This is a genomic window from Pseudomonas sp. DF11 (assembly GCF_058148565.1).
The window spans coordinates 1-23,075 of the sequence record NZ_JBYVYN010000001.1; the positions used below are offsets into that span (position 1 = coordinate 1).

20 protein-coding genes are annotated in these 23,075 nt (G+C 61.1%); 13 read left to right on the forward strand and 7 right to left on the reverse strand.

The window, feature by feature from the left end; genetic code table 11:
* The coding region (locus AC30D9_RS00005) for a CstA-like transporter-associated (seleno)protein (protein ID WP_490143715.1) at window positions 1-106 on the forward strand (106 nt) is incomplete at its 5' end.
* Between the two features lie 198 nt (window positions 107-304).
* Here the strand turns inward: AC30D9_RS00005 and AC30D9_RS00010 are convergent.
* Window positions 305-2,101 carry a methyl-accepting chemotaxis protein gene (locus tag AC30D9_RS00010; RefSeq protein WP_490143135.1) on the reverse strand — a complete coding sequence of 599 codons (1,797 nt, stop codon included), beginning with the start codon at window positions 2,099-2,101 and terminating at the stop codon, window positions 305-307.
* 213 nt (window positions 2,102-2,314) lie between these two features.
* On the opposite strand from AC30D9_RS00010, the gene AC30D9_RS00015 reads away from it, so the two are divergent.
* Window positions 2,315-4,441 (forward strand): TonB-dependent siderophore receptor, encoded by a 2,127-nt coding sequence (locus tag AC30D9_RS00015; RefSeq protein WP_490143136.1) that lies wholly within the window; start codon window positions 2,315-2,317, stop codon window positions 4,439-4,441.
* Between the two features lie 69 nt (window positions 4,442-4,510).
* On the opposite strand, the gene AC30D9_RS00020 is transcribed toward AC30D9_RS00015, so the two are convergent.
* The gene (locus AC30D9_RS00020; RefSeq protein WP_134924164.1) at window positions 4,511-5,509 is read right to left on the reverse strand and encodes an acyltransferase family protein; all 999 of its coding nucleotides are present in this window, start codon (window positions 5,507-5,509) and stop codon (window positions 4,511-4,513) included.
* A gap of 709 nt (window positions 5,510-6,218) precedes the next feature.
* On the opposite strand from AC30D9_RS00020, the gene AC30D9_RS00025 reads away from it, so the two are divergent.
* Genes AC30D9_RS00025 through AC30D9_RS00040 form a run of 4 tightly spaced genes read left to right on the forward strand, consistent with a single transcriptional unit; the run spans window position 6,219 to window position 9,566 of the window.
* Window positions 6,219-7,628: a circularly permuted type 2 ATP-grasp protein gene (locus tag AC30D9_RS00025; protein WP_307572405.1), complete on the forward strand. Its 1,410-nt coding sequence runs from the start codon at window positions 6,219-6,221 to the stop codon at window positions 7,626-7,628.
* A gap of 3 nt (window positions 7,629-7,631) precedes the next feature.
* On the forward strand, window positions 7,632-8,582 hold the full coding sequence (locus AC30D9_RS00030; protein ID WP_003201699.1) for an alpha-E domain-containing protein: 951 nt from the start codon (window positions 7,632-7,634) through the stop codon (window positions 8,580-8,582).
* The gene (locus AC30D9_RS00035) at window positions 8,579-9,376 is read left to right on the forward strand and encodes a transglutaminase family protein (protein WP_134924166.1); all 798 of its coding nucleotides are present in this window, start codon (window positions 8,579-8,581) and stop codon (window positions 9,374-9,376) included. The genes AC30D9_RS00030 and AC30D9_RS00035 overlap by 4 nt, the downstream gene beginning before the upstream one ends.
* A 49-nt stretch (window positions 9,377-9,425) precedes the next feature.
* Window positions 9,426-9,566 (forward strand): hypothetical protein, encoded by a 141-nt coding sequence (locus AC30D9_RS00040; RefSeq protein ID WP_307572404.1) that lies wholly within the window; start codon window positions 9,426-9,428, stop codon window positions 9,564-9,566.
* 88 nt (window positions 9,567-9,654) lie between these two features.
* Here the strand turns inward: AC30D9_RS00040 and AC30D9_RS00045 are convergent, their stop codons facing one another.
* Together AC30D9_RS00045 and AC30D9_RS00050 are read right to left on the reverse strand one after the other, a co-directional pair.
* Window positions 9,655-10,506 carry a CAP domain-containing protein gene (locus tag AC30D9_RS00045; protein ID WP_490143137.1) on the reverse strand — a complete coding sequence of 284 codons (852 nt, stop codon included), beginning with the start codon at window positions 10,504-10,506 and terminating at the stop codon, window positions 9,655-9,657.
* Window positions 10,507-10,700: 194 nt separating this feature from the next.
* Entirely contained in the window at window positions 10,701-11,474 is a 774-nt protein-coding gene (locus tag AC30D9_RS00050; protein WP_307572402.1) for an L-iditol 2-dehydrogenase, read from the reverse strand.
* A 474-nt stretch (window positions 11,475-11,948) separates the two neighbouring features.
* Between AC30D9_RS00050 and AC30D9_RS00055 the strand changes: the two genes are divergently transcribed.
* Window positions 11,949-12,866: an AraC family transcriptional regulator gene (locus tag AC30D9_RS00055; protein WP_490143138.1), complete on the forward strand. Its 918-nt coding sequence runs from the start codon at window positions 11,949-11,951 to the stop codon at window positions 12,864-12,866.
* Window positions 12,850-13,011: a hypothetical protein gene (locus tag AC30D9_RS00060; protein ID WP_490143139.1), complete on the forward strand. Its 162-nt coding sequence runs from the start codon at window positions 12,850-12,852 to the stop codon at window positions 13,009-13,011. Before AC30D9_RS00055 ends, AC30D9_RS00060 begins: the two co-directional genes overlap by 17 nt.
* Before the next feature lie 87 nt (window positions 13,012-13,098).
* Here the strand turns inward: AC30D9_RS00060 and AC30D9_RS00065 are convergent, their stop codons facing one another.
* On the reverse strand, window positions 13,099-14,874 hold the full coding sequence (locus tag AC30D9_RS00065; protein ID WP_134924170.1) for a sigma-54-dependent Fis family transcriptional regulator: 1,776 nt from the start codon (window positions 14,872-14,874) through the stop codon (window positions 13,099-13,101).
* Window positions 14,875-15,158: 284 nt separating this feature from the next.
* Between AC30D9_RS00065 and AC30D9_RS00070 the strand changes: the two genes are divergently transcribed.
* The 3 genes from AC30D9_RS00070 (at window position 15,159) to AC30D9_RS00080 (ending at window position 18,471) form a co-directional block, all read left to right on the forward strand.
* Window positions 15,159-16,631: a benzaldehyde dehydrogenase gene (locus AC30D9_RS00070; RefSeq protein WP_490143140.1), complete on the forward strand. Its 1,473-nt coding sequence runs from the start codon at window positions 15,159-15,161 to the stop codon at window positions 16,629-16,631.
* A 45-nt stretch (window positions 16,632-16,676) separates the two neighbouring features.
* Complete coding sequence (locus AC30D9_RS00075) at window positions 16,677-17,444, forward strand: coniferyl-alcohol dehydrogenase (RefSeq protein WP_490143141.1); 768 nt, start codon at window positions 16,677-16,679, stop codon at window positions 17,442-17,444.
* Between the two features lie 79 nt (window positions 17,445-17,523).
* A complete protein-coding gene (locus AC30D9_RS00080) occupies window positions 17,524-18,471 on the forward strand; it encodes a SphA family protein (RefSeq protein WP_134924173.1) in 948 nt (315 codons plus the stop codon).
* A gap of 69 nt (window positions 18,472-18,540) precedes the next feature.
* Here AC30D9_RS00080 and mhpT read toward each other — a convergent pair whose 3' ends face one another.
* On the reverse strand, window positions 18,541-19,752 hold the full coding sequence (mhpT, locus tag AC30D9_RS00085) for a 3-(3-hydroxy-phenyl)propionate transporter MhpT (RefSeq protein ID WP_134924174.1): 1,212 nt from the start codon (window positions 19,750-19,752) through the stop codon (window positions 18,541-18,543).
* Between the two features lie 315 nt (window positions 19,753-20,067).
* On the opposite strand from mhpT, the gene AC30D9_RS00090 reads away from it, so the two are divergent.
* Complete coding sequence (locus AC30D9_RS00090) at window positions 20,068-21,375, forward strand: OprD family porin (RefSeq protein WP_134924175.1); 1,308 nt, start codon at window positions 20,068-20,070, stop codon at window positions 21,373-21,375.
* A gap of 65 nt (window positions 21,376-21,440) precedes the next feature.
* On the opposite strand, the gene AC30D9_RS00095 is transcribed toward AC30D9_RS00090, so the two are convergent.
* The gene (locus tag AC30D9_RS00095; protein ID WP_490143142.1) at window positions 21,441-21,926 is read right to left on the reverse strand and encodes a MarR family winged helix-turn-helix transcriptional regulator; all 486 of its coding nucleotides are present in this window, start codon (window positions 21,924-21,926) and stop codon (window positions 21,441-21,443) included.
* Window positions 21,927-22,139: 213 nt separating this feature from the next.
* Between AC30D9_RS00095 and AC30D9_RS00100 the strand changes: the two genes are divergently transcribed.
* Window positions 22,140-22,970: a p-hydroxycinnamoyl CoA hydratase/lyase gene (locus AC30D9_RS00100; protein WP_003202420.1), complete on the forward strand. Its 831-nt coding sequence runs from the start codon at window positions 22,140-22,142 to the stop codon at window positions 22,968-22,970.
* Window positions 22,971-23,075: the final 105 nt, after the last annotated feature.

Consider the following 23,075-nt stretch of genomic DNA (forward strand, 5'->3'; position numbering starts at 1 on the left):
TATGCAGACCAAACACCCGGACAAACCGTTGATGGACTACGAGGCGTTCTTCCGCGAACGCCAGGAGGCCCGTTACGGTGGCAAGGGTGGGCCCAAGTGCTGTTGAAGCACCGCTTGGGTTGAGGTAATCCCCTTGTGGGAGCGGGCTTGCTCGCGAAGGCGTAGTGTCAGTTAGCAGATCATGTGGCTGATCCACCGCTTTCGCGAGCAAGCCCGCTCCCACAGTTGTTTTGGGGGGGCTCAGGGTTTGCATACAGCACAGATTCCTTGTGGGAGCGGGCTCAGGAGTCGTGTTACCGCACCATCACTCCGCCAGCAACACCGCCGCATCGAACCCCACCCGCAGGTTGCCCCAATGGCGGCCGCCGAAGAAGAATGGGACGTCGATCTCGGTCATGATTTCCCCGGTATCGCGCAGGTAGGTCTGCAGCAGGAAGCGCTGGACGTTGCCCGCCGCGCGCAAACCGATCGGGTCGTTGAAGATCCGCTTGTTGCGGCACACCGGCAAATCCACCGCCCGGTCGCCGGTCGGCGGCTTCGAGACCCAGCTGTTGTTCACCGGGCAATAACCCTTGCTGTCGACAATGAACGAAACCTTGCCGCCCGGCGTGCCGCGGGTGAGTTTGTCGCATTCTTCCTGGCAGACCTGGGCAAAGCGTTCGGTATAGCTGGCCATGTACTGCTTGGGATCGGTGCCGGGAATCAGTTGGTAATTCTGATCGAACAGGTTCAGGCCTTCGCGTTGCAGCGCCTCCAGGTGGACCTGGAGGGTGTCGCGGCACTCGCTGGCGCGGGTGATGGCGGCGTCCAGCTTGCCGTGGCCGAGCACAAAGCGACCCAGCAGCGCCTGGACCTTTTCGGCCACGCCGGACAGGTCGCGGGTGGCCGTCGCCGAATGCTGCATGCGCTGGTCGATCAACTGGCTGTCGGCGTGGATCTGGGTGACCCGTTCGTTGATTCCTGTGTTGCTGTCGGCGAACTGCTGGATATGGGTGGCGATGTCCGCCAACTTGCCGTTGGTGGACTCGAAATCGCCAATCATGCTTTCAAAATGACCGGAGGCGCGCTCCACCACTTTCTGGGTTTCCCGGGCGCTGTGGCTGATCTGGGTGGTTTGCTCGTGGGTGGAGCTGACTTCGTCGAGCATGGCGTCGATGTTGCGCGAGATATCATCGGTGGCCCGGCTGACGTTTTGTGCCAGGGTCCGCACCTCATCGGCCACCACCGCGAAACCACGGCCGCTTTCGCCGGCCCGGGCGGCTTCGATGGCGGCATTGAGGGCCAGCAGGTTGGTCTGGGCAGAGATCTGCTGGATCAACCCGACAATCGACTTGATGCTTGAGGAGCGCTGGTTCAAGGCACTCACCAGCGTGGCGAATTCTCCGAGGCTGTTGGAAATTTCGCTGATGTTGCCGGTCACTTCCAGCAGTTCGGCGTAGGAGTCGCGGGCCATGCTCAGGTTCTGGGCGGTGGTGCTGGAGATGCCCTGGGTCTGGCGCGAGACTTCTTCGATACGGCCCACGGCGGTGTTGCTCTGGTCCATCACTTCCTTGGCGAAGCGGGCCTGGTGGGTGGCACTGTCGCTGGAGTCGCTGATGTTCTTCAACGAGCGGGCCGACTCGACGGCGATGTGCACGGTCAGTGCCTGGACGTTGCTGATGATTTCTCGCTGCTTGGCCAGGAAACGGTTGCAGGTGCCGGCCAGCACGCGGATCTCGTCGTGAGTCACCAGCGGCAGGTCCTTGGACAAGTCGCCTTCGCCGTTGGCGATCTCTTCCAGGGCCTTGGTCATGGCGGTGACGGGACGCACGATCAGGTGGCGGAAATACCAGACCATGAAGCTGATCATGGCCAGTGTCAGGAACGCGCCGAAGAGCAGGGCATGGGTGAGGCTGTCGAGCCGGCCTTCGATCTGCCCCAGCAAGGCGCCATCCAGCTGCGCGTTGCGTAGTTGCAGCAGAATCTCGGCACGAGCGCTGAGGGCCACCCAGTACAGCAAGCCGCTGACCAGCACCAGTAGGAAAAGGCTCGACAGCTTTTTGGTGAGCGTATCGAAAAATTGCATCTCGATAGACTCGTACAAGGCCTTCAACGTCTGCATGCCACCGCTCCTGGGCGAAAAAATCTCTCAATGGAATACATTCGACCGCGTGCGCAAAAGCTTTAGGATGATGGGGCTATTTGATATCACTCTGTGGGAACAAGCCCGCTCACACGAGGTTTGAGATGATCATCATTTGATACAAAAGATTTACTGGGAATGATTCTCAAAGTATATTTGCTCTCATTAACGTCCCTTCCATGAGTGCGCGTCTTGAATCGTTCCACCTCCCTCGCAAATCGCAATGTCTTCATCAAGTGTGTATTGCCAACCTTGTCTTGCTGCTTCATTGCAAGCCCATTGTGGGCGCAGGACTCTCTCGAGCTGCCCGCCACGGACATCCAGGGCAGTCGCGTCACTCAGGACGAGGGCTATACGACGTCGCAAGCCAGTACGGCGAGCAAGAGCGATGTACCGATCAAGGAAGAGGCGCAATCGATCAACGTGGTGACCCAGCAGACCTTGGCGGACTACCAGGTGCGCTCGCTGAACGATGCGATGAAGTTCGTCAGCGGCGTCAGCCAGGGCAATACCCTGGGCGGCTCGCGGGACTCGCTGGTCAAGCGTGGTTTCGGCACCAACGACGATGGCTCGATCCTGCGCGACGGCGTGCGTTCGAACCTGGGGCACAACTTCAGTGCCACCACCGAGCGGGTCGAAGTGCTCAAGGGCCCGGCCTCGATGCTGTACGGCGCGCTGGAACCCGGTGGCTTGGTCAACATCATCAGCAAGAAGCCGGAGTACACCCAGAGCACCACCTTGAGCGGCTCGGCCTACAGCGAAGGTGGCGGCACCATGGCCCTGGATACCACCGGACCGTTGGGCGATACCGGCCTGGCGTATCGCCTGATTGCCGAACGCGGGCATGAGGATTACTGGCGCAACTACGGCGTCAACGAGAGCACGCTGGTGGCGCCGTCCTTGGCCTGGACAGGGGAGCGGGCTTCGTTGAACCTGAGTTATGAATACAACGAATATTCCAATCCGTTTGACCGGGGCACGGTGTTCAGGAATGGGCATCCGGTGGACATCGACTACGACAAGCGTCTCGATGAGCCGTGGGCCAAGAGCGTGGGGATTCGCGAAACGGCGACGGCGCGGTTCGAGTATGAGTTGAGCGAGGCGTGGAAGACCCGGGTGACCTATGGTTGGAACAATGATCGGTACAGTCTTTCGATTGCGCAGCCTGGGACCCTGACTGGAAATATGTTGAGCCGACGGGCCAATGGCGCTCATTACGATGATGAGACCCGTTACGCCAGCTGGGATTTCATGGGTAAGCAGGACTTGTTCGGCCAGCGTCATGACCTGTTGGTTGGCATTGATAATCAGGTGTCCGATCAGTTCCGGGGCAAGACTTACCGTGGGAAAGTTCAGCCTGGTTTCGATATCACTTCGCCGGTCTACGGCAATCTACCAGAGCCAAGCCTGGTCAGCTCTACCGACAGTGATCTGCGCAACCAGTTGAATTCCAGTTCGATCTATTTGAAGGATAACTGGCATCTGGATGACCGTTGGATTCTGGTGTTCGGAGGTCGTTATCAACACTACGACCAGTACAGCGATCAAGGTTTAGGCAAGGATTATGACGTCAATCGCGATGACAACGGTGACGCCTTCGTGCCGTTCCTCGGCCTGGTTTACAAAGCCACCGACACTTTGTCGCTGTACGGTAACTACAGCCGTTCGTTCAAGCCCAATGACACCGTGGACGACGCCGGCAAGACCTTCGACCCGGAGGAGGGCCGCAGCTATGAGGTCGGTGCCAAGTACGATCCGCTCCCAGGCTTGAACATCAACCTCGCGTTGTTCGACATCGTCAAGAAAAACGTCGTGACGTCCTCTACGGTCAATGGCGTGACCCTGTCGGAAGCCGCCGGCAAAGTCGGTTCCCAAGGCCTGGAACTGGACATCACCGGTCGCCTGTCCGAGCGTTGGGACCTGATTGGCACCTACGCCTACACCCACACGGAAATCCTCGACGATCCGGATGATGAAGGCCATCGCCTCGCTGACGCACCCAAGCACACCGCCAGCCTGTACTTGAGCCACCACTTGAACGTACCTGCCGAATTCGGCGCCTGGCACGCCGGTGCCGGTGCGCGTTATGTTGGCGAACGCGCCGCCAACAACGCCAACGATTTCTGGCTCAGCAGCTACACCGTCGCCGACGCTTTCCTGCGTTGGGAGTCGCCGGTATTGGGGCACAAGACTTCGTTGCAACTGAACGTCGACAACCTGTTCGACAAGCAGTACTACCCGTCCTCCACCGGCAGTCAGTTGCAGGTCAACGTCGGCGAGCCGCGTACCGCCAAGTTGAGCGCCAGTGTGACGTTCTGACTTCGTGGCGTTGAAATGCAAAATGCCCGGGACCTGAATCCCGGGCATTTTTTGAACCGCTGTCAGCGACTAGGCCACTGTGCCGCCGATGGGACCTTGCGCCCCACGGTATTTAGCGCCCGCCCTCAGCGCGTGGCGAAGCTTAAGTGCCGGCCGCTCGACCCCGTAGTACGACACGCCACTCAACGCGAACGACAGCACCAGCACCGCGGTGATGATCAGGGCGCTGTATTCGACCGGCCAGAATGCTCGCAACACGTACATCACCACAAAGTGGTTGAGGAACACGCCGTAGCTGATATTGCCCAGGAACTCGTCCAGGCGGTGATGCTTCAGCTTGCTGAGCAAAAACACCGCCGGCAGACCCAGGGCGATGCCCAGGGTCACCTCGGCGTTGAAAGGCCGACGGGGAATGATCCCCACGACAATGCTCAGGAACATCAACGCCGCAACGAGCAGGGTGAGGGACACGACCCACAGTCCCTTGGCCTGGGCCCGATACAGGTAACTGCCGCAAAGGAAAATGAACAATACACCGGGTAGCAGGCGGTAGCCGTAGATGTCAGTGTTGAGATAGCCCAGCGAGGCGAGCATGAACACCGTCACGGACGCCGCAAAAGCGATACCCCGCATCTTGTAGAGGATCAGGAACGGAATGAGCAGGTAAAAGCACATTTCCAGGCCCAGGGACCAGCCGGGTGGCAGGATCTCGGGCACGGTGATGCCGAACATGTAGAAGCCCAACGGCAGGATCGGCAGGCTGGTGGCGATGTTTTCGAAGGTCAGTGCCGCTGCCTGGGGTGTTCCCGGCAGCAGGAAATGGATCACCGCGCAGGACAGGACGAAGTACACCAAAAACTGCGGGTACAGCCTCAGCAGTCGATCCATGTAGAACAGGCCGATTTGGCCCGGGCTGTTGTAGTTCCTCTCGATCAACGAGGTCATCACAAAACCGCTGATGATCAGGAAGGACACCACGGCAACGACGCCGGGGTTAAGACCCATGAACGTCACGCCCATATGCGAAACCGCCACCAGCAGGGCCAACAGCAACCGATAAACCCCCACGCGCATCATCCTTAATCAGAGTTGATCCGTTTGCGCGGTAAGTTAAGTGGCTTTGTCAGCCGTTAATAGGGGGGAGCGGGACGGCGGCGGGGTAGTGGGGGAAATTGTCACATTTGACATGCTTGTTTCAGTTCGATGGCCATCGCGAGCAAGCTCGCTCGCGGGCTTACTCGCGAAAGCGATGTGCCTGTTACCGAGATGCTGAATGTGTCATCGTCATCGCGGGCAAGCCTTGCTCCCACAGATGAGGTGTTCGCTTTTGAGGGGGTTGTCGGCCAGTGAGTATAAATTTCCCCATTTCAGGGCGTCCGGCGGCTGCTCCCTACCTTATTGCACCGATTCGACCCGTTCCGGGACATGTAGGAAGAAGCCGAAATAAACGTTTCAGCCTTTAAAGAAGCTTTTGTCGCAGAAATGAAAACAAATTTCGCCATGGCGCACTTTCAAGGCGCTTTTTCCAATCCGGATCCGATTCGCTGCGCTTAGGCACAGCCTTTGCTACCGCTTGAAGGAAACCCAACCTAAAGGAGTCATGTATCACGCGGATTTAACCAGGGGGCACACGTCATCCAGACGCAAAGGCCAGACCAGAGACCCATGCCTATCGAGGTGCTCAGAGAAACAGGGCTCATTAAAACAAAGCAAGGCCGGATCATTGGAATGACGAAGTGATAAGAAATGCCGTGTAGAACGCGGCTGGGAGTTGGCTATGCCCCACGCTTTTTTTAATGAAATGTATGACGCGAAGGGTGACTGCCGCCCGCATTACCAAGCCTTCTCACGCTGGTTGGCGGACACGCCGCTTGAACTGCTTGAGCAACGCCGCCGTGAGGCCGACCTGCTGTTCCACCGAGCCGGTATCACCTTCACTCTCTACGGAGACGAGCAGGGCACTGAACGGTTGATTCCGTTCGACATCATTCCTCGCAGCATCAAGGCCAGTGAATGGCAGATGGTCGAGCGAGGCTGCATTCAGCGGGTCCAGGCCTTGAACATGTTCCTGGCCGACATCTACCACGGGCAACACATCCTCAAGGAAGGCATCATTCCGCCCGAGCAGGTACTGGCCAACGAGGGCTATCAGATCGCGATGCAGGGCCTGAACCTGCACCGGGGCATTTACGCTCATATCGCCGGTGTCGACCTGGTTCGCGACGGTGACGGCAGCTACTACGTGCTGGAGGACAACCTGCGCACACCCAGCGGCGTGAGCTACATGCTCGAAGACCGCAAGATGATGATGCGCCTGTTCCCCGAACTCTTCGCCGCCCAGCGCGTGGCCCCCATCGACCATTACCCGAACCTGCTGCTCGATACCCTCAAGAGCTCGAGCCCCCTCGAAAATCCCACCGCCGTGGTGCTGACCCCGGGGCGCTTCAACAGTGCCTATTTCGAGCACGCGTTCCTGGCCCGCGAAATGGGTGTGGAGCTGGTGGAAGGTGCCGATCTGTTCGTACGTGACGACCACGTGTATATGCGCACCACCGCCGGCCCCCGGCAGGTGGACGTGATTTATCGTCGCCTTGACGATGCCTACCTCGACCCGCTGTCGTTCAACCCCGATTCGATGTTGGGCGTGCCGGGGCTGATCGCCGTGTACCGCGCGGGCAATGTGGTACTGGCGAACGCGGTCGGCACCGGCGTGGCCGATGACAAGTCGATCTACCCCTACGTCGACGAGATGATCCGCTTCTACCTCACCGAAGAACCGATCCTGAAGAACGTACCCACCTGGCAGTGTCGCAAGCCCCAGGACCTGTCCCATGTACTGGCCAACCTGCCTGATCTGGTGGTCAAGGAAACCCAGGGCTCCGGCGGCTACGGCATGCTGGTCGGGCCGGCCGCCAGCGCGGCGGAGATCGAAGATTTCCGCGCACGCCTCAAGGCCCGTCCGGAAGCCTATATCGCCCAGCCGACCTTGAGCCTGTCCACGTGCCCGACCTTTGTCGAGAGCGGCATTGCGCCGCGCCACATCGACCTGCGTCCGTTCGTGCTGTCGGGCCAGGAAACCCGCCTGGTGCCTGGCGGCCTGACCCGCGTGGCGCTGCGCGAGGGCTCGCTGGTGGTGAACTCGTCCCAGGGCGGTGGCACCAAAGACACTTGGGTCGTGGAGGACTAAGACATGCTTTCAAGAACTGCTTCGGACCTCTATTGGATGTCCCGCTACCTGGAGCGCGCCGAGAACCTGGCGCGCATGCTTGAAGTCAGCTATTCGCTGTCGCTGATGCCCCAGGCCGGGCGCAGTGACGGCCATGCCGAGCTGGCGATGTCGCTGCTGGCGGCCGGTACGCTGGACGACTACAACGCCCGTTACGACGCGCTCAACACCGAGCGCATGCTGCATTTCTTCGCACTGGATGAAACCAATCCCGGCAGTATCTACAGCTGCCTGCGGGCGGCGCGGACCAATGCCCACGCGGTGCGCGGACGCATCACCGCCGACATGTGGGAGAACATCAACGCCACCTGGCTGGAAATGCGCAACATCGCCAGCAATGGCCTGGGCCGCTACGGCATCAGCCATTTCTGCGAGTGGGTCAAGGAACGTTCGCACCTGTTCCGTGGTGCGACGTCAGGCACGATCATGCGCAATGACGCTTATTGTTTCATTCGCCTGGGGACCTTTATCGAGCGGGCGGACAACACCCTGCGCCTGCTGGATGCGCGTTATGAAATGTTTGGCGAGGAATCGGAGGAGGTCAGCGACAACTCGGCCCGCGGTTATTACCAGTGGAGTGCCTTGTTGCGCGCGCTGTCTTCGTTCGAGGCGTTCAACGAGATCTACCGCAACGCGCCCAACGCCGAACAGGTCTCGGAGATGTTGCTGTTGCGCGCCGATGTGCCGCGCTCGCTGCATGCCTGTATCGAGGAACTGGACCATATCCTCGCCAGCCTGCCGGGCAACAACGGTCGGCCGGCGCAACGCCTGGCCGCCGAGCTGAATGCGCGCCTGCGCTATTCCGGGATCGACGAGATCCTTGCCTCGGGCCTGCATCAATGGTTGACCGACCTCATTGGCCAGATCCGTCACTTGGGCCAGACCGTTCATGAGTCTTATCTGGAGGTCGTATGAAACTGTCCATACGCCACGACACCACCTACAGCTATGCCGATGAAGTGTGTACCAGTATCCAGTTCCTGCGCCTGACCCCCAAGGACAGCCAGCGCCAGCGCATCCTTGAATGGCACTTGGAACTGCCGCGGCTGGTGCGCAGCCAGATCGACCCTTACGGCAACATCCTGCACGTGATGACCATGGACGAGCCCCATGGGGCTTTGGTATTGACGGCCTATGGCGAGGTGGAAATCCATCAGTCGATAGCGATGGAGCCTGACCACCAGTCGCCACTGCCGTTTTTGCGCACCAGCCGCCTCACCCAGGCAGATGAGACCCTCAGCGCCTTCGCCATCGAGCAATGCGCAGGGCGGCGCGATCGTTCGGCCTTGACCGATCTGATGAACGGGCTGGCGGCGCGGATGCCTTACAGCCCCGGCACGACAGCGGTCAACAGTACCGCCGCCGAGGCGTTCGCCGGCGGGGCGGGGGTCTGCCAGGACCATACTCACGCGTTCCTGGCCTGCGCCCGCAGCCTGGGCATTCCCGCGCGCTATGTTTCCGGCTATTTGTGCACCGACGATGAAAGCCATCTGGCAAGCCACGCCTGGGCCGAAGCCTGGCTGGATGACGGCTGGTACAGCTTCGACGTGACCAACCGCCTGACTGTTCCCGATCGCCACCTGAAACTGGCGGTCGGCCTGGACTACCTCGACGCCTGCCCGGTACGTGGCATGCGCCGCGGCGGTGGCGCGGAGCAGATGCAGGCGCGGGTGCAGGTGAGCTCGATGGTGCAGGTGCAGCACCAGTAGCCGGGGAAGCAGGTAGAATCAATACCTCTTTATCGGTGAGCAATGCGCGGTGATCGCCATCGACCAGCCCGGCAAGCGTTCGATCGGCCTGTTGCAACGCAAACCCGTGGCCCAGTCACCGTCGTTGAGCCAGTTCATGCGGCATTTGCGGCTGACGCTGCGGCAGGACGGCGCCAGTAGCCGGCATTGAGGTCGATGGCGTACCGCATCGTTCCCATGAACACCAAAAAACTTGTGGGAGCGAGCCTGCTCGCGATGGCGGTGGCCCTGCCATCGCGCTATTGGGTGCCAAACATCGCCGTCCAATAAATCCCTGCGTCACTCTTCGGATCGGTCGCATACCCGGCGCCCAATTCGCGGAATTGCGGGTTCATCAGGTTGGCGCAATGCCCGGGACTGGCCAGCCAGCCGTCCACCACTTTCAGGGCCGTGTCCTGCCCGGCGGCGATGTTTTCGCCGATCAACTGGCCGAGATAGCCCGCCAGTTCGGCGCGGTCGCCCGGCATGCGGTTGTCGCGGTCCTTGTGATCGAAGAAATTGTTGTTGGCCATGGCCCGGGTGTGATTCACGGCGGCCAGGGCCAGGGTGGCGTTCCAGGCCAGCGGTGTGGTGGCGGCGAAGGTTTCGGTGCCGCAGCGACGCGGCTGGGCGCGGGCGCTGTTGATCAGCTTCAGCAGTTTCTGGCCCTCGGCTTGCCAGTCACCGAGGCGCGCCGACAGCAGTGGGCGTGCCAGCACGATGCGCCATTCGCGATCCAGGCGGCTGACGCCGATGTCGATGAACTGCGGGTCGAGCACCACCTGGCAGAAGCTTTCCTGGACGGCTTTCATGGCCGATTGCGCATCGCGCGGCCCGGACAGGCTGATGGCCTGCACGTTGACCATTGGATAGGCCGCCCGCGCCAGCGCCTGCTGCAAGTCGCCGATGCCATTGGCCGACAGGATCAGCCGCGAATCCATCGCCAGCGGTGGCAACTCCAGCGAGGCCTGGCCGGCACAGCTTTGGGACTGGCTGCGGTAGAGGTTGATGGACTCGACCAGTTGCGTCTCTTCGGTGGCCGTGGCACTGGTGGTGAACACCAGGCCCAGCGACAGCACGACAAGACCCATGACGGATGAAATGGCACGCATGTAAATCTCCCTTGAGCGGACGGCGCCTATGATGCGCAATTTTTGCCCCGCTGGGGCAACGGTATTCACGCTCTCTTGAAATCCCTTGGAACGGCACCGTTGGGTAGCGTTCGGGATGATCCTCAAGTAGTGGGATCTATTTTCCGGCGAATAAGTCCATTTCCGTCCTTTCAAGGCCATAAAAACGCGGATTATCAGCTCATCCAGTTACCGCCGTCGACGTTGTAGGTCTGCGCCACTACGTATTCGCTCTCCGCCGAGGCCAGGAAAATCGCCATTCCGGTGAGGTCCTGCGCGGTCCCCATCCGGCCATACGGCACTTGCTGCCCGACCTGACGCTTCTTTTCCCCCAGCGGCAGGTTCTCGTGGCGGGCGAACAGTGCGTCCACGCCATCCCAATGCTCGCCATCCACCACGCCGGGGGCGATGGCGTTGACATTGATCCGATGCTTGATCAAGTCCAAACCGGCGGACTGGGTCAGGCTGATCACCGCCGCCTTGGTGGCGCAATAGACCGCCACCAAGGCTTCGCCACGCCGGCCGGCCTGGCTGGCCATGTTGATGATCCGGCCGCCATGGCCCTGGTGGATCATCTGCCGCGCCGCCGCCTGCAGGGTGAACAGCGTGCCGGCGACGTTGATGGAAAACAGCCGCTCGTAGCTCTGGCGCGTGATCTCCACGATGGGCGCCAGGTCGAACAGCGCGGCGTTGTTGATCAGGATATCCAGCTTGCCTGCCCGGGCCACCACCGCCTCGATGGCCTGGTCGATCGAGGCCTGGTCCGTCACGTCCATTTTGACCGCATAGGCGCTGTTGCCCAGTTCGGCGGCAGTGGCCCGGGCCCGCTCGAGGTCGATATCGGCAATCGCTACCGTGGCGCCTTCGTTGATATAAGCCTGGGCGAACGTCCTGCCGATGCCACGGGCGGCACCGGTTACCAGGGCACTTTTTCCTTCCAGTCGTTTCATGGGTGGGGCCTCTTGGAGTGAAATCAATAACGGGAGAGCGCTGATATCTTTTGTGGCGAGGGGATTTATCCTCGCTGGGCTGCGAAGCAGCCCCGGACCAGGCAATTGGTGTGTCGGGTTGATCAAGTCGCGCTTTTTTGAGGGCTGCCGCGCTGCCCAGTGGGGATAAATCCCCTCGCTACAGAACGGGTGCCAATGGTTACTTCTTGGGACACCCAGCCCGCTCCATCTCCTGCTCGGTACTCGATTGCACCGAGGCCAGTGCCTGGTCGAGCGTGATCTGTGGCAAGCCGATTACAGCAGCGCCCGTGGAGGCCGACAAACGCGGGGAGGATCGCGCGCTGATACTTTTTTAACGCCCTTGAGGGCGGCCGGCGCAGGTTAAAAAAGTATCGGCGGGCGGTCAGGCCAAGACTGGCGAACGGCTGCGCACTCGGCGTAAGGTGCCTGCTATAACGCTAAAAGAGGCGCGACATGCCTGATCACCGAACGCCCCTGTTCGAGCAGCGACCCGCCGAACTGGAAGTCATCCTGCCCGAGCCCGAACACAGTTTTCGCTGGTACGAGCACGACTATCCGTACCCGATGGCGCGCTGGAACCATCATCCTGAATTTGAAATCCACCTGATCCGCCAGGGGAGCGGCAGACTGTTGGCGGGCGACTACATTGGCCCCTTTGGCCCTGGCCATGTGGCGATGATTGGCCCGCACTTGCCCCACGACTGGATGGGGGACCTGGCGCCGGGCGAGCACCTGCCTGGGCGCGACGTGGTGTTGCAGTTCGATGGCGCGGCGCTGCTGGCCTTGCGCCGAACCCTGCCCGAATTGGGGGACCTGCACGGATTGTTCGAACGCGCCCGCCGTGGCCTGGCCTTTGGCGGCGATACGGCGTTGCAAGCCGCGCACCTGCTGCAAGCCATCGGCCCGGCCCAGGGGCTGGCGCGGTTGACGCTGTTCCTGGAACTGCTGCAGATCCTCAACCAGGCCTCTGGCGACGAGGTCCTGAGCCTGGCGAGCCCTTGCTACGCGCCAATCCTCGATGCGCGCAGTTCCGAGCGCATCCATAAAGCCTTTGAGTATCTGCAAGCCGAACTCACCGGCGACCTGCGCCTGTCGGTGATCGCCCGTCAGTTGGACATGAGCGAGCCTGGCTTCTCGCGGTTCTTCAAGCGCATCACCGGACACGGCTTCATCGACTTGATGCGCAAGCTGCGGGTCCAGCGGGCCTGTCGCTTGCTGTTGCAGAGTGAAATGCCAGTGACCGATATCTGTTTTGAAGTGGGCTACAACAACCTGTCCAACTTCAACCGGCATTTCCGTATCGAGATGAACCAGACCCCCAGCGAGTACAGGCGGGGCGCTTCTGGAGACTGTCATGTTGAGCGTCGTTGAACAGCAGGCCAGCGCATCCCTGCGCCAGCGGATGGGACAGGATTATTTCGACGATGGCCTGGAGTGGTGGGGCGTCTGGTGCCTGAGCATCTGGAACCCCAAGCGCGGCACGCTCGCTGTACTGGCGGCGAGCACCACCGATTGAGCGGTTTGTGGGTGGACACAGACCTTGTAGCCACCCAGAAACCCACCAATGTGGGAGCGAGCCTGTTCGCTTCCACAGGTCCGACATTCAGTCTGGGATAGCCTTCTGGTGCTTCTTCAGTCGATAGGCAAACTGCGCCCGGCTCAGTCCCAATGAGCGTGCGGCCGCTGCCAGGTTGCCGCTGCTCAGTTGCAGGGCTTCGTTGATCAGCCGTGATTCCAGGCCGTCAATGGAGAAGTCCGAGTCCAATTGGCTGAGGGACTGGAGCAGCGCCGGTTTTTGCGCGGCATCGTTGGCGGCCAGGCCCACTGGCGAGAGACCGCCGTGGTGGTCCACGGAATAAGCCGCTACCGGCATTTGCTCATTGCGAAACAAGTGGACCAGGTCAATCGCCTGGCCTTCCTCGCTGGCAATCAGGCCGCGCTCGATGAGGTTCTGCAATTCCCGCACGTTGCCTGGAAAGTCATAGCGCAGCAGGACCTTCAGGGCGCGCATGGTCAGGCCCATGGGGGTACGGCCATATTCCTGGCAAAAGCGCTTGAGAAAGGCATTGATCAGCAACGGTATGTCATCCCGACGCTCGCGCAAGGGTGGCAGGGCGATGGGGTAGACGTTGAGGCGGTAGAACAGGTCTTCACGGAACGCGCCGTCGGCCACGGCCTTGCGCAGGTCGATGTTGGTGGCCGCCACGACCCGCACATCGACCTTGATGCCGTGGCCGCCACCGATCCGCTCGATTTCCCGTTCCTGCAAGGCGCGCAGCAACTTGCCTTGCCCGGCCAGGCTCAGGCAGGTGATCTCGTCGAGGAACAGCGTGCCGCCATGGGCTCGCTCGAAACGACCGGGGCGTGAATGGGTGGCCCCGGTGTAGGCTCCGCGCTCGACACCAAACAGTTCGGCCTCGATCAGGTTGTCGGGGATGGCCGCACAGTTGAGGGCGATGAATGGGCCTTCGTGTCGGCGACTCAGTTGATGCAACTGGCGGGCGAACATCTCCTTGCCGACGCCGGATTCGCCGCTGATAAGCACCGTGGCGGGGGTCAAGGCCACCCGCTGCAAGGCCTGGGTCGCGGCGTTGAAGGCGGCGCTGGCACCGATCAGCGGCTGCTCGCTGTCAGGTAGCGGGATGGCTCCGGCAACGTTGTCGGAATGGGGGGCGTCGCGGGTGACGACTGACGGTTGTGAGGCGTTGAGGTAATTCAGGTCTTGCTCGACATCACCCCATTGCTCGGCGGTCTTGCCGACGACTCGGCAGCGTTCATGGCCCATGCCTCGGCATTCCACTTCGCGGAAAATCACCAGTTGCCCGAACAGCCCGCTGACGAAGCCGATGGCGTAGCCCAGCTCGGTCCAGCACACCGGGTCCTGCCCGGTGCCATAAGCGGCGACATGCTCGTCGGCTTCACAGGAGTGGTGCCAGAGAAACTCGCCTTCATAGAACCCTGAGTCGGCATCGAACTTGAAATGCAGCGGCTCGACCTTGGTCATGCCTTCCAGGGTGTGCAGATGCGTGCCGGCGCGAAAAACCGCAGCGGCATCGGCGTGGGGCCAGCGTTCGCGGATCAGCCGGGCATCCCGGGCGCCGGAGGTGTAGCCGGTGCGGGTGAGCATGCCACGGGCCTGTTCCAGGCCCTGGCGTTCGATGATTTCCCGGCGTAACGCGCCGAAGGATGAACTGTGCAGCAGCAACATGCGCTGGTCGTTGAGCCAGATACGGCCATCGTCAGGGGAAAAGAACAGGCAATCGGTCAGTTCTGCCGACGTCGGTGAACTGCTGTCGGTCAGTTCGTCGCTGTCGCCTCGTGGATGGAAATGCTCGGTGGCGATCCGGTGATCCGGCAACTGGCAGTGGGGATTATTCATTGTTATGCCCCTGATGGCGGGTGATCGAAATGATCATCTGGCGAGATAGTTATTAAGCATAACTTTATCAAATGAACAAGCGGGAGCTGGCCAACGGCCAGGCTGGCAGATGCACCAGGCCCCTTGCTTGCGGCGCAGAACGTTGATCCAGAGCCCTGCGCCAGGGTTATCAACGTCTGCGGGCAAAACCGGCACAGCGCTTGCTCAAGCACTTGCACGGCGTTTGCGTCGATACCTTCCAGGTGCGGCAAACGATGACAACAACAAAGAGCCGGGAGTGTTAAATGTCTGCATCCAAAAGCCACCTGTTATCCCAGGTGATCGGGTCGGAATGTGTCTTCAACGGTGACTGGGTGCCTGCCTCGGGCCCGCTGCAATCGATCATTGAACCGGCCACCGGCGAGGTGATGATGCGCAGTGCCACGGCTGACGCCGCCGACATCGCCAAGGCCAGTCGCGACGCCGCCCTGGCGCAGCCGGCCTGGGCGGCGCTGGGGCCGCGGCAACGCGCGGCGATCTTTCGCAAGGCCGCTGACGTGGCCGAGCAGGTCTTCGAAGAGCTGGCGCTGTACGTGGCCCGGGAAACCGGCGCCGCGCTGTTCAAGGGGCAGCACGAGGTGCGCGAAGCCATCGTGCTGTTGCATCAGGCCGCCGGCCTGTTATCCCAGGCTCATGGGGTGGTCCTGCCCAGTGAAGCGGGGCGCCTGTCCTATGCGCGTCGCCAGCCCCATGGCGTGGTCGGGGTGATTTCGCCCTTCAACTTTCCCCTGGTGCTGTCCATGCGTTCCGTCGCGCCAGCCCTGGCGGCGGGCAACGCGGTGGTGCTCAAGCCGGATCCGCAGACCCCGGTCAGTGGCGGTTTCCTCATCGCTCGGTTGTTCGAGGCGGCAGGCCTGCCCAAGGGCTTGTTGCAAGTGTTGCCCGGCGCGGCGGATGTCGGTGAAGCGCTGTGCCGCGACCCTAACGTGCGGATGATCGCCTTTACCGGTTCCACTGGCGCTGGTCGCAAGGTCGCTGAAGTGGCCGGGCGCAACCTGAAGAAGGTCGCCCTGGAGCTGGGCGGCAAGAATCCGCTGATCATTCTTGAAGACGCCGACCTCGACCTCGCGGCCCGGAACGCGGCCTGGGGCGCCTGGCTGCATCAAGGGCAGATTTGCATGGCTACCGGGTTGATCCTCGCCCATGAATCCATCGCCGCAGAACTGACCCGCAAGCTGGTGGAAAAAGCCCGGGCCCTGACCGTCGGCAACGCCGCCCAGGGCGAAGCCGCGTTGGGGCCGCTGATCAATCAGCGCCAGTTGCAACGGGTCCACGACATCGTCAGCGACACCGTACGCGCCGGCGCCCGGCTCGAGGTGGGCGGCGACCACGATCGGCTGTTCTACCAGGCCACGGTGCTCAGTGGTGTGAAGCCAGGCATGCGCGCCTTCGACGAGGAGGTCTTCGGGCCCGTGGCGACGGTGGTCAGCTTTGCCACCGATGACGAAGCCATCGAGTTGGCCAATCGCACCGAGTACGGTCTGGCGGCGGCGATCATTTCACCGTCGGTGGGCCGGGCCATGGCCATCGGTGAAAAACTCCAGTGCGGCATGCTGCACATCAATGACCAGACCGTTGCCGATGAGTGCGTCAACCCTTTCGGTGGGCGCGGTGCCTCGGGTAACGGCGGCAGCGTCGGCGGCCCGGCGGACTGGGATGAATACACGCAGTGGCAATGGGTGACGGTGAAAGACACTGCGCCGATTTATCCGTTCTGACGCTGTTCCATCGATATGCCTATACAACAATAAGAGGGCTTGAACATGAACCTGCTTAACAAAACCCTGGTGGTGACAGGAGTGGCGTCCGGCATCGGCGCGGAACTGGCGCGCCTGGCGCGTTTCCAGGGTGCCCGGGTGATCGGAGTCGATCGTCATGAGCCGCAACTGACCGTGGACGGTTTTTTCCAGGCCGACCTGGGCGATCCTGAAAACATCGATGCCCTGATGGCGCGCTTGCCGCAGCAGATCGACGGGCTGTGCAACATCGCCGGCGTGCCAGGGACTGCGCCGGTACAAGCCGTGGCCAAGGTCAATTACCTGGGCCTGCGTCACCTCACCGAAGCCTTGCTGCCGCGAATCGCACCGGGGGGCAGCATCGTCAACGTTGCCTCGATCCTGGGGGGACAGTGGCCGGAACGGCTGGCCCTGCACAAGGCTTTGGCTGCCACCGAGAGTTACGCGGCAGGGCAGCAGTGGCTCGCGGCTAACCCGGTGGAGCAGGCAACCTGTTACCAATACTTCAAGGAAGCGTTGATCGTCTGGACTTACCAGAAGGCACAACAGTGGTTTGCCGAACATTCGGTGCGGGTCAACTGTGTGGCGCCGGGGCCGGTGTTCACGCCGATTCTCGGGGATTTCGTCAGCATGCTCGGCGAGGAACGCGTGGCCCGGGACAGTCATCGCATGAAGCGTCCGGCCCTGGCCGATGAGGTGGCGGCGGTGATCGCCTTTCTCTGTTCTGACGCCGCGCGCTGGGTCAACGGGGTCAACCTGCCGGTGGATGGCGGGCTGGCGGCGACCTACATATAGCGTCGTCGCGGTGATGTAACCCGGTGCTGTGGGTGCGGTGCCGGGTCTCCAATAACAACAAAAATACAGGACTCACAAGATGCTCAAGCCTATCTTGCGGATGGCTGCTGCCCCGATTCTGGTGGCGCTGTCGCCGCTCGTTCATGCGTATGACCTGCCTGGTCTCAATCTGGGCAGTACCAGTTTCTACGATGGTTCCCCCGCGCCGGCCGGCCCCGGTTGGTATCTGGAGGAGTACCTGACGTACTCCAAGGCCAATCGTTTCAATGATGCCCACGGCAATAAACTGCCGTTGCCCAAGCAAACCGTGGAGGTCTTCGCGCCGACCACCCAGATCATCTACGTCGGCCAACCCCGCGCCAACGGCGCCATGCCAGGGTTCACATTGATCAACACCTCCCTGGTCCACGTGGATGTGGACGATGGGCTGAACAACGCGGCCTTGAGTTCACGAGAGGGTTTTGGCGACCTGGTCGTCGGTGCCTTCCTGCAATTGCCGACACTGACCCGCGCCGATGGCAGCCCTTTACTGACCCAACGCGTCGAAGTGGACGTATCGATGCCGGTCGGCGCCTACAACCGCAATCGCTCGATCAATCCGGGCAGCAACTTCTGGGCGTTCAATCCGTATTATGCCGCCACCTACTGGTTCACGCCCAAATGGTCGGCAAGCGGACGCTTCATGTATTTGTGGAACGGCAAGAACGACGACCCTTCGGCCAGTTTCGGTGATGTCTCCGATACCCAGGCCGGCCAGGCCCTGCATGCCAACCTGACATTGCAGTATGCCCTGACCGATCGACTCAGTGTCGGGCTCAACGGCTATTGGCTCAAGCAGTTCACCGACACTCAGGTCGATGGCCACGACGTCAGCGGGCGCCGAGAGAAAGTCTGGGCGATTGGGCCAGGGTTCAATTATGTCTTTCGCAAGGAGGACGTGCTGTCGGTCAATGCCTACTTCGAGCAGGACGCCGAGAACCGTACCGAAGGAGATAAGTTGGTGTTGAACTGGTTGCATAAATTCTAGCGGCCCCTGGTGGGCATCCTTGTGGCGAGGAGGCTTGCTTGCTCGCCACAAGGATTGGATTGCAGAGCGTTAGCGCACCACTTGCGCTTCACCCACCACCACCGCACGGGCTATTACACTGATCGCCGCCACAGCCGCAATCAGCAGCCCGGGCGATGTCGCCAACAGTACGCCGGTGGTTCCCGCGCCGGCCGCCAGGATCTGGCCGGCGGCCAATGGCCCGGCGACCGAACCCAGGCGCCCGATGGCCACGGCTGCACCGACCCCTGTCGCACGCACAGTCGTGGGATAGGAGGGCGGGGCCAAGGCGTAGAGCACCAGTTGCGCGGCCATGACGAACAACCCGGCAGCGAACCCGGCGATGCCCATCGGCACGATACCGACCGACAGCCCGACCCCGGCCAGGGCGCTGAGCAATCCGGCATAGACGAACAGTACCACCTTGATGCCATTGCAGCGGTCCAGTAACAGGCCGCCAAGCAATGAACCGAGGGTGCCGCCGATATTGAACAGCATCTGCACCAGCCCGGCCTGGGGTTTGCTGAAGCCTTGTTCGAGCAGCAACGACGGCAGCCAGTTGAGCAGCATGTACATCACCGTCAGGGTGAAGAAATAGCTCAGCCAAAGTGCCAGGGTGATACGCCCCCGACCATCGCCGAACAACGCCTGGCCGGTAGAGCTGCGAGCCTCGGCGCTATCATGTCGCGCCTGGCGAAAGGCGCTGGACTCAGGGAGCCAGAGCAACATAAGCGGCACCACCAGCAACGGTGCCAGCCCGCCAATGAAAAAGGTCATTTGCCAATGCTCGCCGAACAGCATGGCAACCACCGCCGCCAGTGCGCCGCCCAGCGGGACGCCCGCGTACATCACGCTGATGGCCGTGCCGCGGCGTTGCTCACCCACGGCTTCGGCGCACAGGGCAATGAGGTTGGGCAGGGCGGCGCCGAGGCCCAGGCCGGTCATGAAGCGCACCAGCAGCAGGCTGGAGAAGTGTTCGACATAGGCGGTGCTGAGGGAGAACACGCCGAACAGCAGGACGGCGGCGATGAGGATTTTCTTGCGGCCGATCCGATCAGCGATCCAGCCCCCGAAGAATGCACCCGGTAGCAGCCCGATGATCCCGGCACTGAATACCCAACCCATCATCTTCGGGTCCAGGGCAAACGTCTGCCGCAGGCCGGCGGCGGCAGTGCCGGCCGATTGCAGGTCGAAACCCTCGATCAGCGCAACGATAAAACACAGGGCGATGGTCAGCGTCGCACGCCGCGCCGGATGGTTCATGGCAAATCCTCTTATTGTTCTTGTCAGGGGTCACCAGCTCGGGAAATCCGACAGGTGGATTTAAGATTAACAAACCTAACTAAAAAATGAATCGCAGTGCACGGTAAGCGACGAACGCCAATATCGCGATGTAAATCAATCGCTTGAGGGGGGAGTGTGGTCTAATTGGTAAATTAGTTAATGATATTAATGTTCGATTATCGGTCATGCTGGATTGACGAAGACCTTGGCTCCTTCTCATTCTCTGGCCGCAGAGCCCAATGCCCCCAGGCGTTGAGATCGATCAAAAACAACAACAATAACTGGACATCGAACATGCCAAACCTTGCCCGGCACGCCCTTGCGGTGCTCCCCGTTTCACCTCTCGTTCAACTGCTGACCTGTCTCGGGCTGAGCCTGGGTTCGAGCACTTTATTGGCAGAAGGATTCATCGAGGACAGCCACGGTACCCTGACCCTGCGCAATTACTACATGGACCGCGACTACAAGGACGATGGCGCCAAGACCGCGGCCCGGGAATGGGCCCAGGGGGTGATTCTGAACGTGGAGTCGGGGTTTACTCCGGGCACGGTCGGGTTTGGCCTGGACGCCCGAGGGTTGATGGGGATCAAGCTGGATTCGTCGCCTGATCGCAGCGGTACCGAGTTGCTGCCGGTGTCCAGCAGCGATAAGCGTGCAGCCGATGAATATTCGCGCCTGGCATTGACCGGCAAGCTGCGCTTGGGCCAGACCACGCTAAAGACCGGTGACGTGTCGATCTTCCTGCCGTTTGCCTTTGCCAGCCCGTCGCGATTGTTGCCGCAGACCTTTCGCGGCACGACACTCAGCTCCAAGGACATCGACGGATTGACCCTGAACACGGGGTATATCGACCGCATCAACCGGCGCGACTCCACCGACTATCAGCCGATGAGCATCGCCTCGCCGAACCGCCGATTCAATGGGGCTGCGACCTCTTCGCATATGGCGTATGTAGGGGGCGACTACCAGGTCAATAAAGACCTCAGCCTGCGGGCCTACCACGCCGAAGTGGCGGACCTGTACCAGCAGGACACCCTGGCATTGCTGCACAACCTGCCCTTGGGCGATGGTGTGTTGACCACCGATCTGCGCAGTTTTTTCAGTGACGAAGACGGCGCCGCCAAGGCCGGCAAGGTGGATAACCGCAATGTCTCGGCGCTGGTCGGCTATCGCTTGGGTGGACATCGCGTGAGCCTGGGCTACATGCATTCCAGTGGTGATACGGCCACGCCTTATGTGTCCGGCACCGAGTTGATGGGCTTGAGCGAGATGACCATGAGCTCGGACTTTCTCAATGCCAAGGAACGCACCTGGCAGGCGATCCATGACTACGACTTTGCCGCCGTGGGCGTACCAGGCCTGAGGACTCGCTTGCGTTATGTGCGTGGCGATCACATCGAGCTGGCGGCTCTCAATGCCGAGGATCGCAAGGAACGCGAGTTCCAGATGGAGCTGGGGTATGTGATCCAGTCCGGACCGCTGAAAAACGTCGGGCTGCTGGCGCGTAAATCGATCTATCGCAACAATTTCCCGGGTACGGCGGCGTTTCGCGATGAAAACCAGACTCGGTTCCTGGTGACATACAGCGTGCCGATCTGGTGATGCGCTGAGGATCTCCTGTGGCGAGGTGATAAATCCCCTCGCCACAAGGACCCGCGCCGGATTTGCTACTGGTAAACCTTCTTCAACAACCGCAGCAATTCCTCGCGCTCAGCCGCCGAGAGACTGGCGGTGGAGTCTAGGTCGCTCTGGGCGGCGATCTGCTTGAGTTCCTTGAGCAGGGTTTCGCCGGTCTTGCTCAGGAAAATCCCGTAGGAGCGCTTATCCGGCTTGCACCGCACACGCACGGCCAGGGCCCGGCTTTCCAGTTTGTTCAGCAGTGGCACCACTTGCGGTGGTTCGATCGTCAGGGCTTTGGCCAGGTCGGCCTGCATCAGGCCGGGGTTCTGGTCGATGATCGCCAGGGCCGAGAATTGGGCGGGCCGCAAATCGTGGACGGCAAGCCGGCCGATCAGGTTCTGGAACAGTTTCAACTGGGCGCGGCGCAGGGCGTAACCGATCAGGTCATCCAGGGCGGAGTCCAGCGACGCCTGCACGTCGGTACCGTCCACCAGGGCCTCGGTAGGTTCGGCAAGCTTGGAAGACTTGGCCATCGAAGTGAACTTCCTCAGGGTAAGTGATTAACAAGGCTATCCAGTTTGCCGGGGTTGCGACGCGCTGGCTACGGGTTCGCGCATTTTGGTGATTGCTGACCCTCGATCCCGCTCCTGAAAAATACAGGTAAATCGATTAATAGTTAATTGACATAACTATTTTTCCGGTTTAGTTTTTGATCATCTTCAGCCCAGAACAAGAGAGCACGCATCATGAGCAATTACGAAGGTCGCTGGAAAACGGTCAAGGTCGATATCGAGGAGGGCATTGCCTGGGTCACCCTCAATCGCCCGGAAAAACGCAACGCCATGAGCCCGACCCTCAACCGCGAGATGATCGATGTGCTCGAGACCCTGGAACAGGATCCGGCCGCTGGCGTATTGGTGCTGACCGGGGCCGGTGATGCCTGGACCGCCGGCATGGACCTCAAGGAATATTTCCGCGAAGTGGATGCCGGGCCGGAAATCCTCCAAGAAAAAATCCGTCGCGAAGCCTCACAGTGGCAATGGAAGCTGTTGCGCATGTACGCCAAGCCGACCATCGCCATGGTCAATGGCTGGTGCTTCGGTGGCGGTTTCAGCCCGTTGGTGGCGTGCGACCTGGCGATCTGCGCCGATGAGGCGACCTTCGGTCTCTCGGAAATCAACTGGGGCATCCCGCCCGGCAACCTGGTCAGCAAGGCCATGGCCGACACCGTGGGCCATCGCCAGTCGCTGTACTACATCATGACCGGCAAGACCTTCGGTGGGCAGAAAGCCGCCGAGATGGGCCTGGTCAACGAAAGCGTGCCCCTGGCGCAACTGCGGGAAGTCACCGTGGAGCTGGCGCGCAACCTGCTGGAAAAGAACCCGGTGGTGCTGCGCGCCGCCAAGCATGGCTTCAAACGCTGCCGCGAACTGACCTGGGAGCAGAACGAGGACTACCTGTACGCCAAGCTCGACCAGTCGCGTCTGCTCGACACCGAAGGCGGTCGCGAGCAGGGGATGAAGCAGTTCCTCGACGACAAGAGCATCAAGCCTGGCTTGCAGACCTATAAGCGCTGAGTCGACCGGCCAATAGCGGGCCGCATCCCGCTGTTCGCCGCGTCACCCTGACGCTACTGTTACACCGCTGCGATGCATTCCCGATAAAGACAATAAAGAGGAATC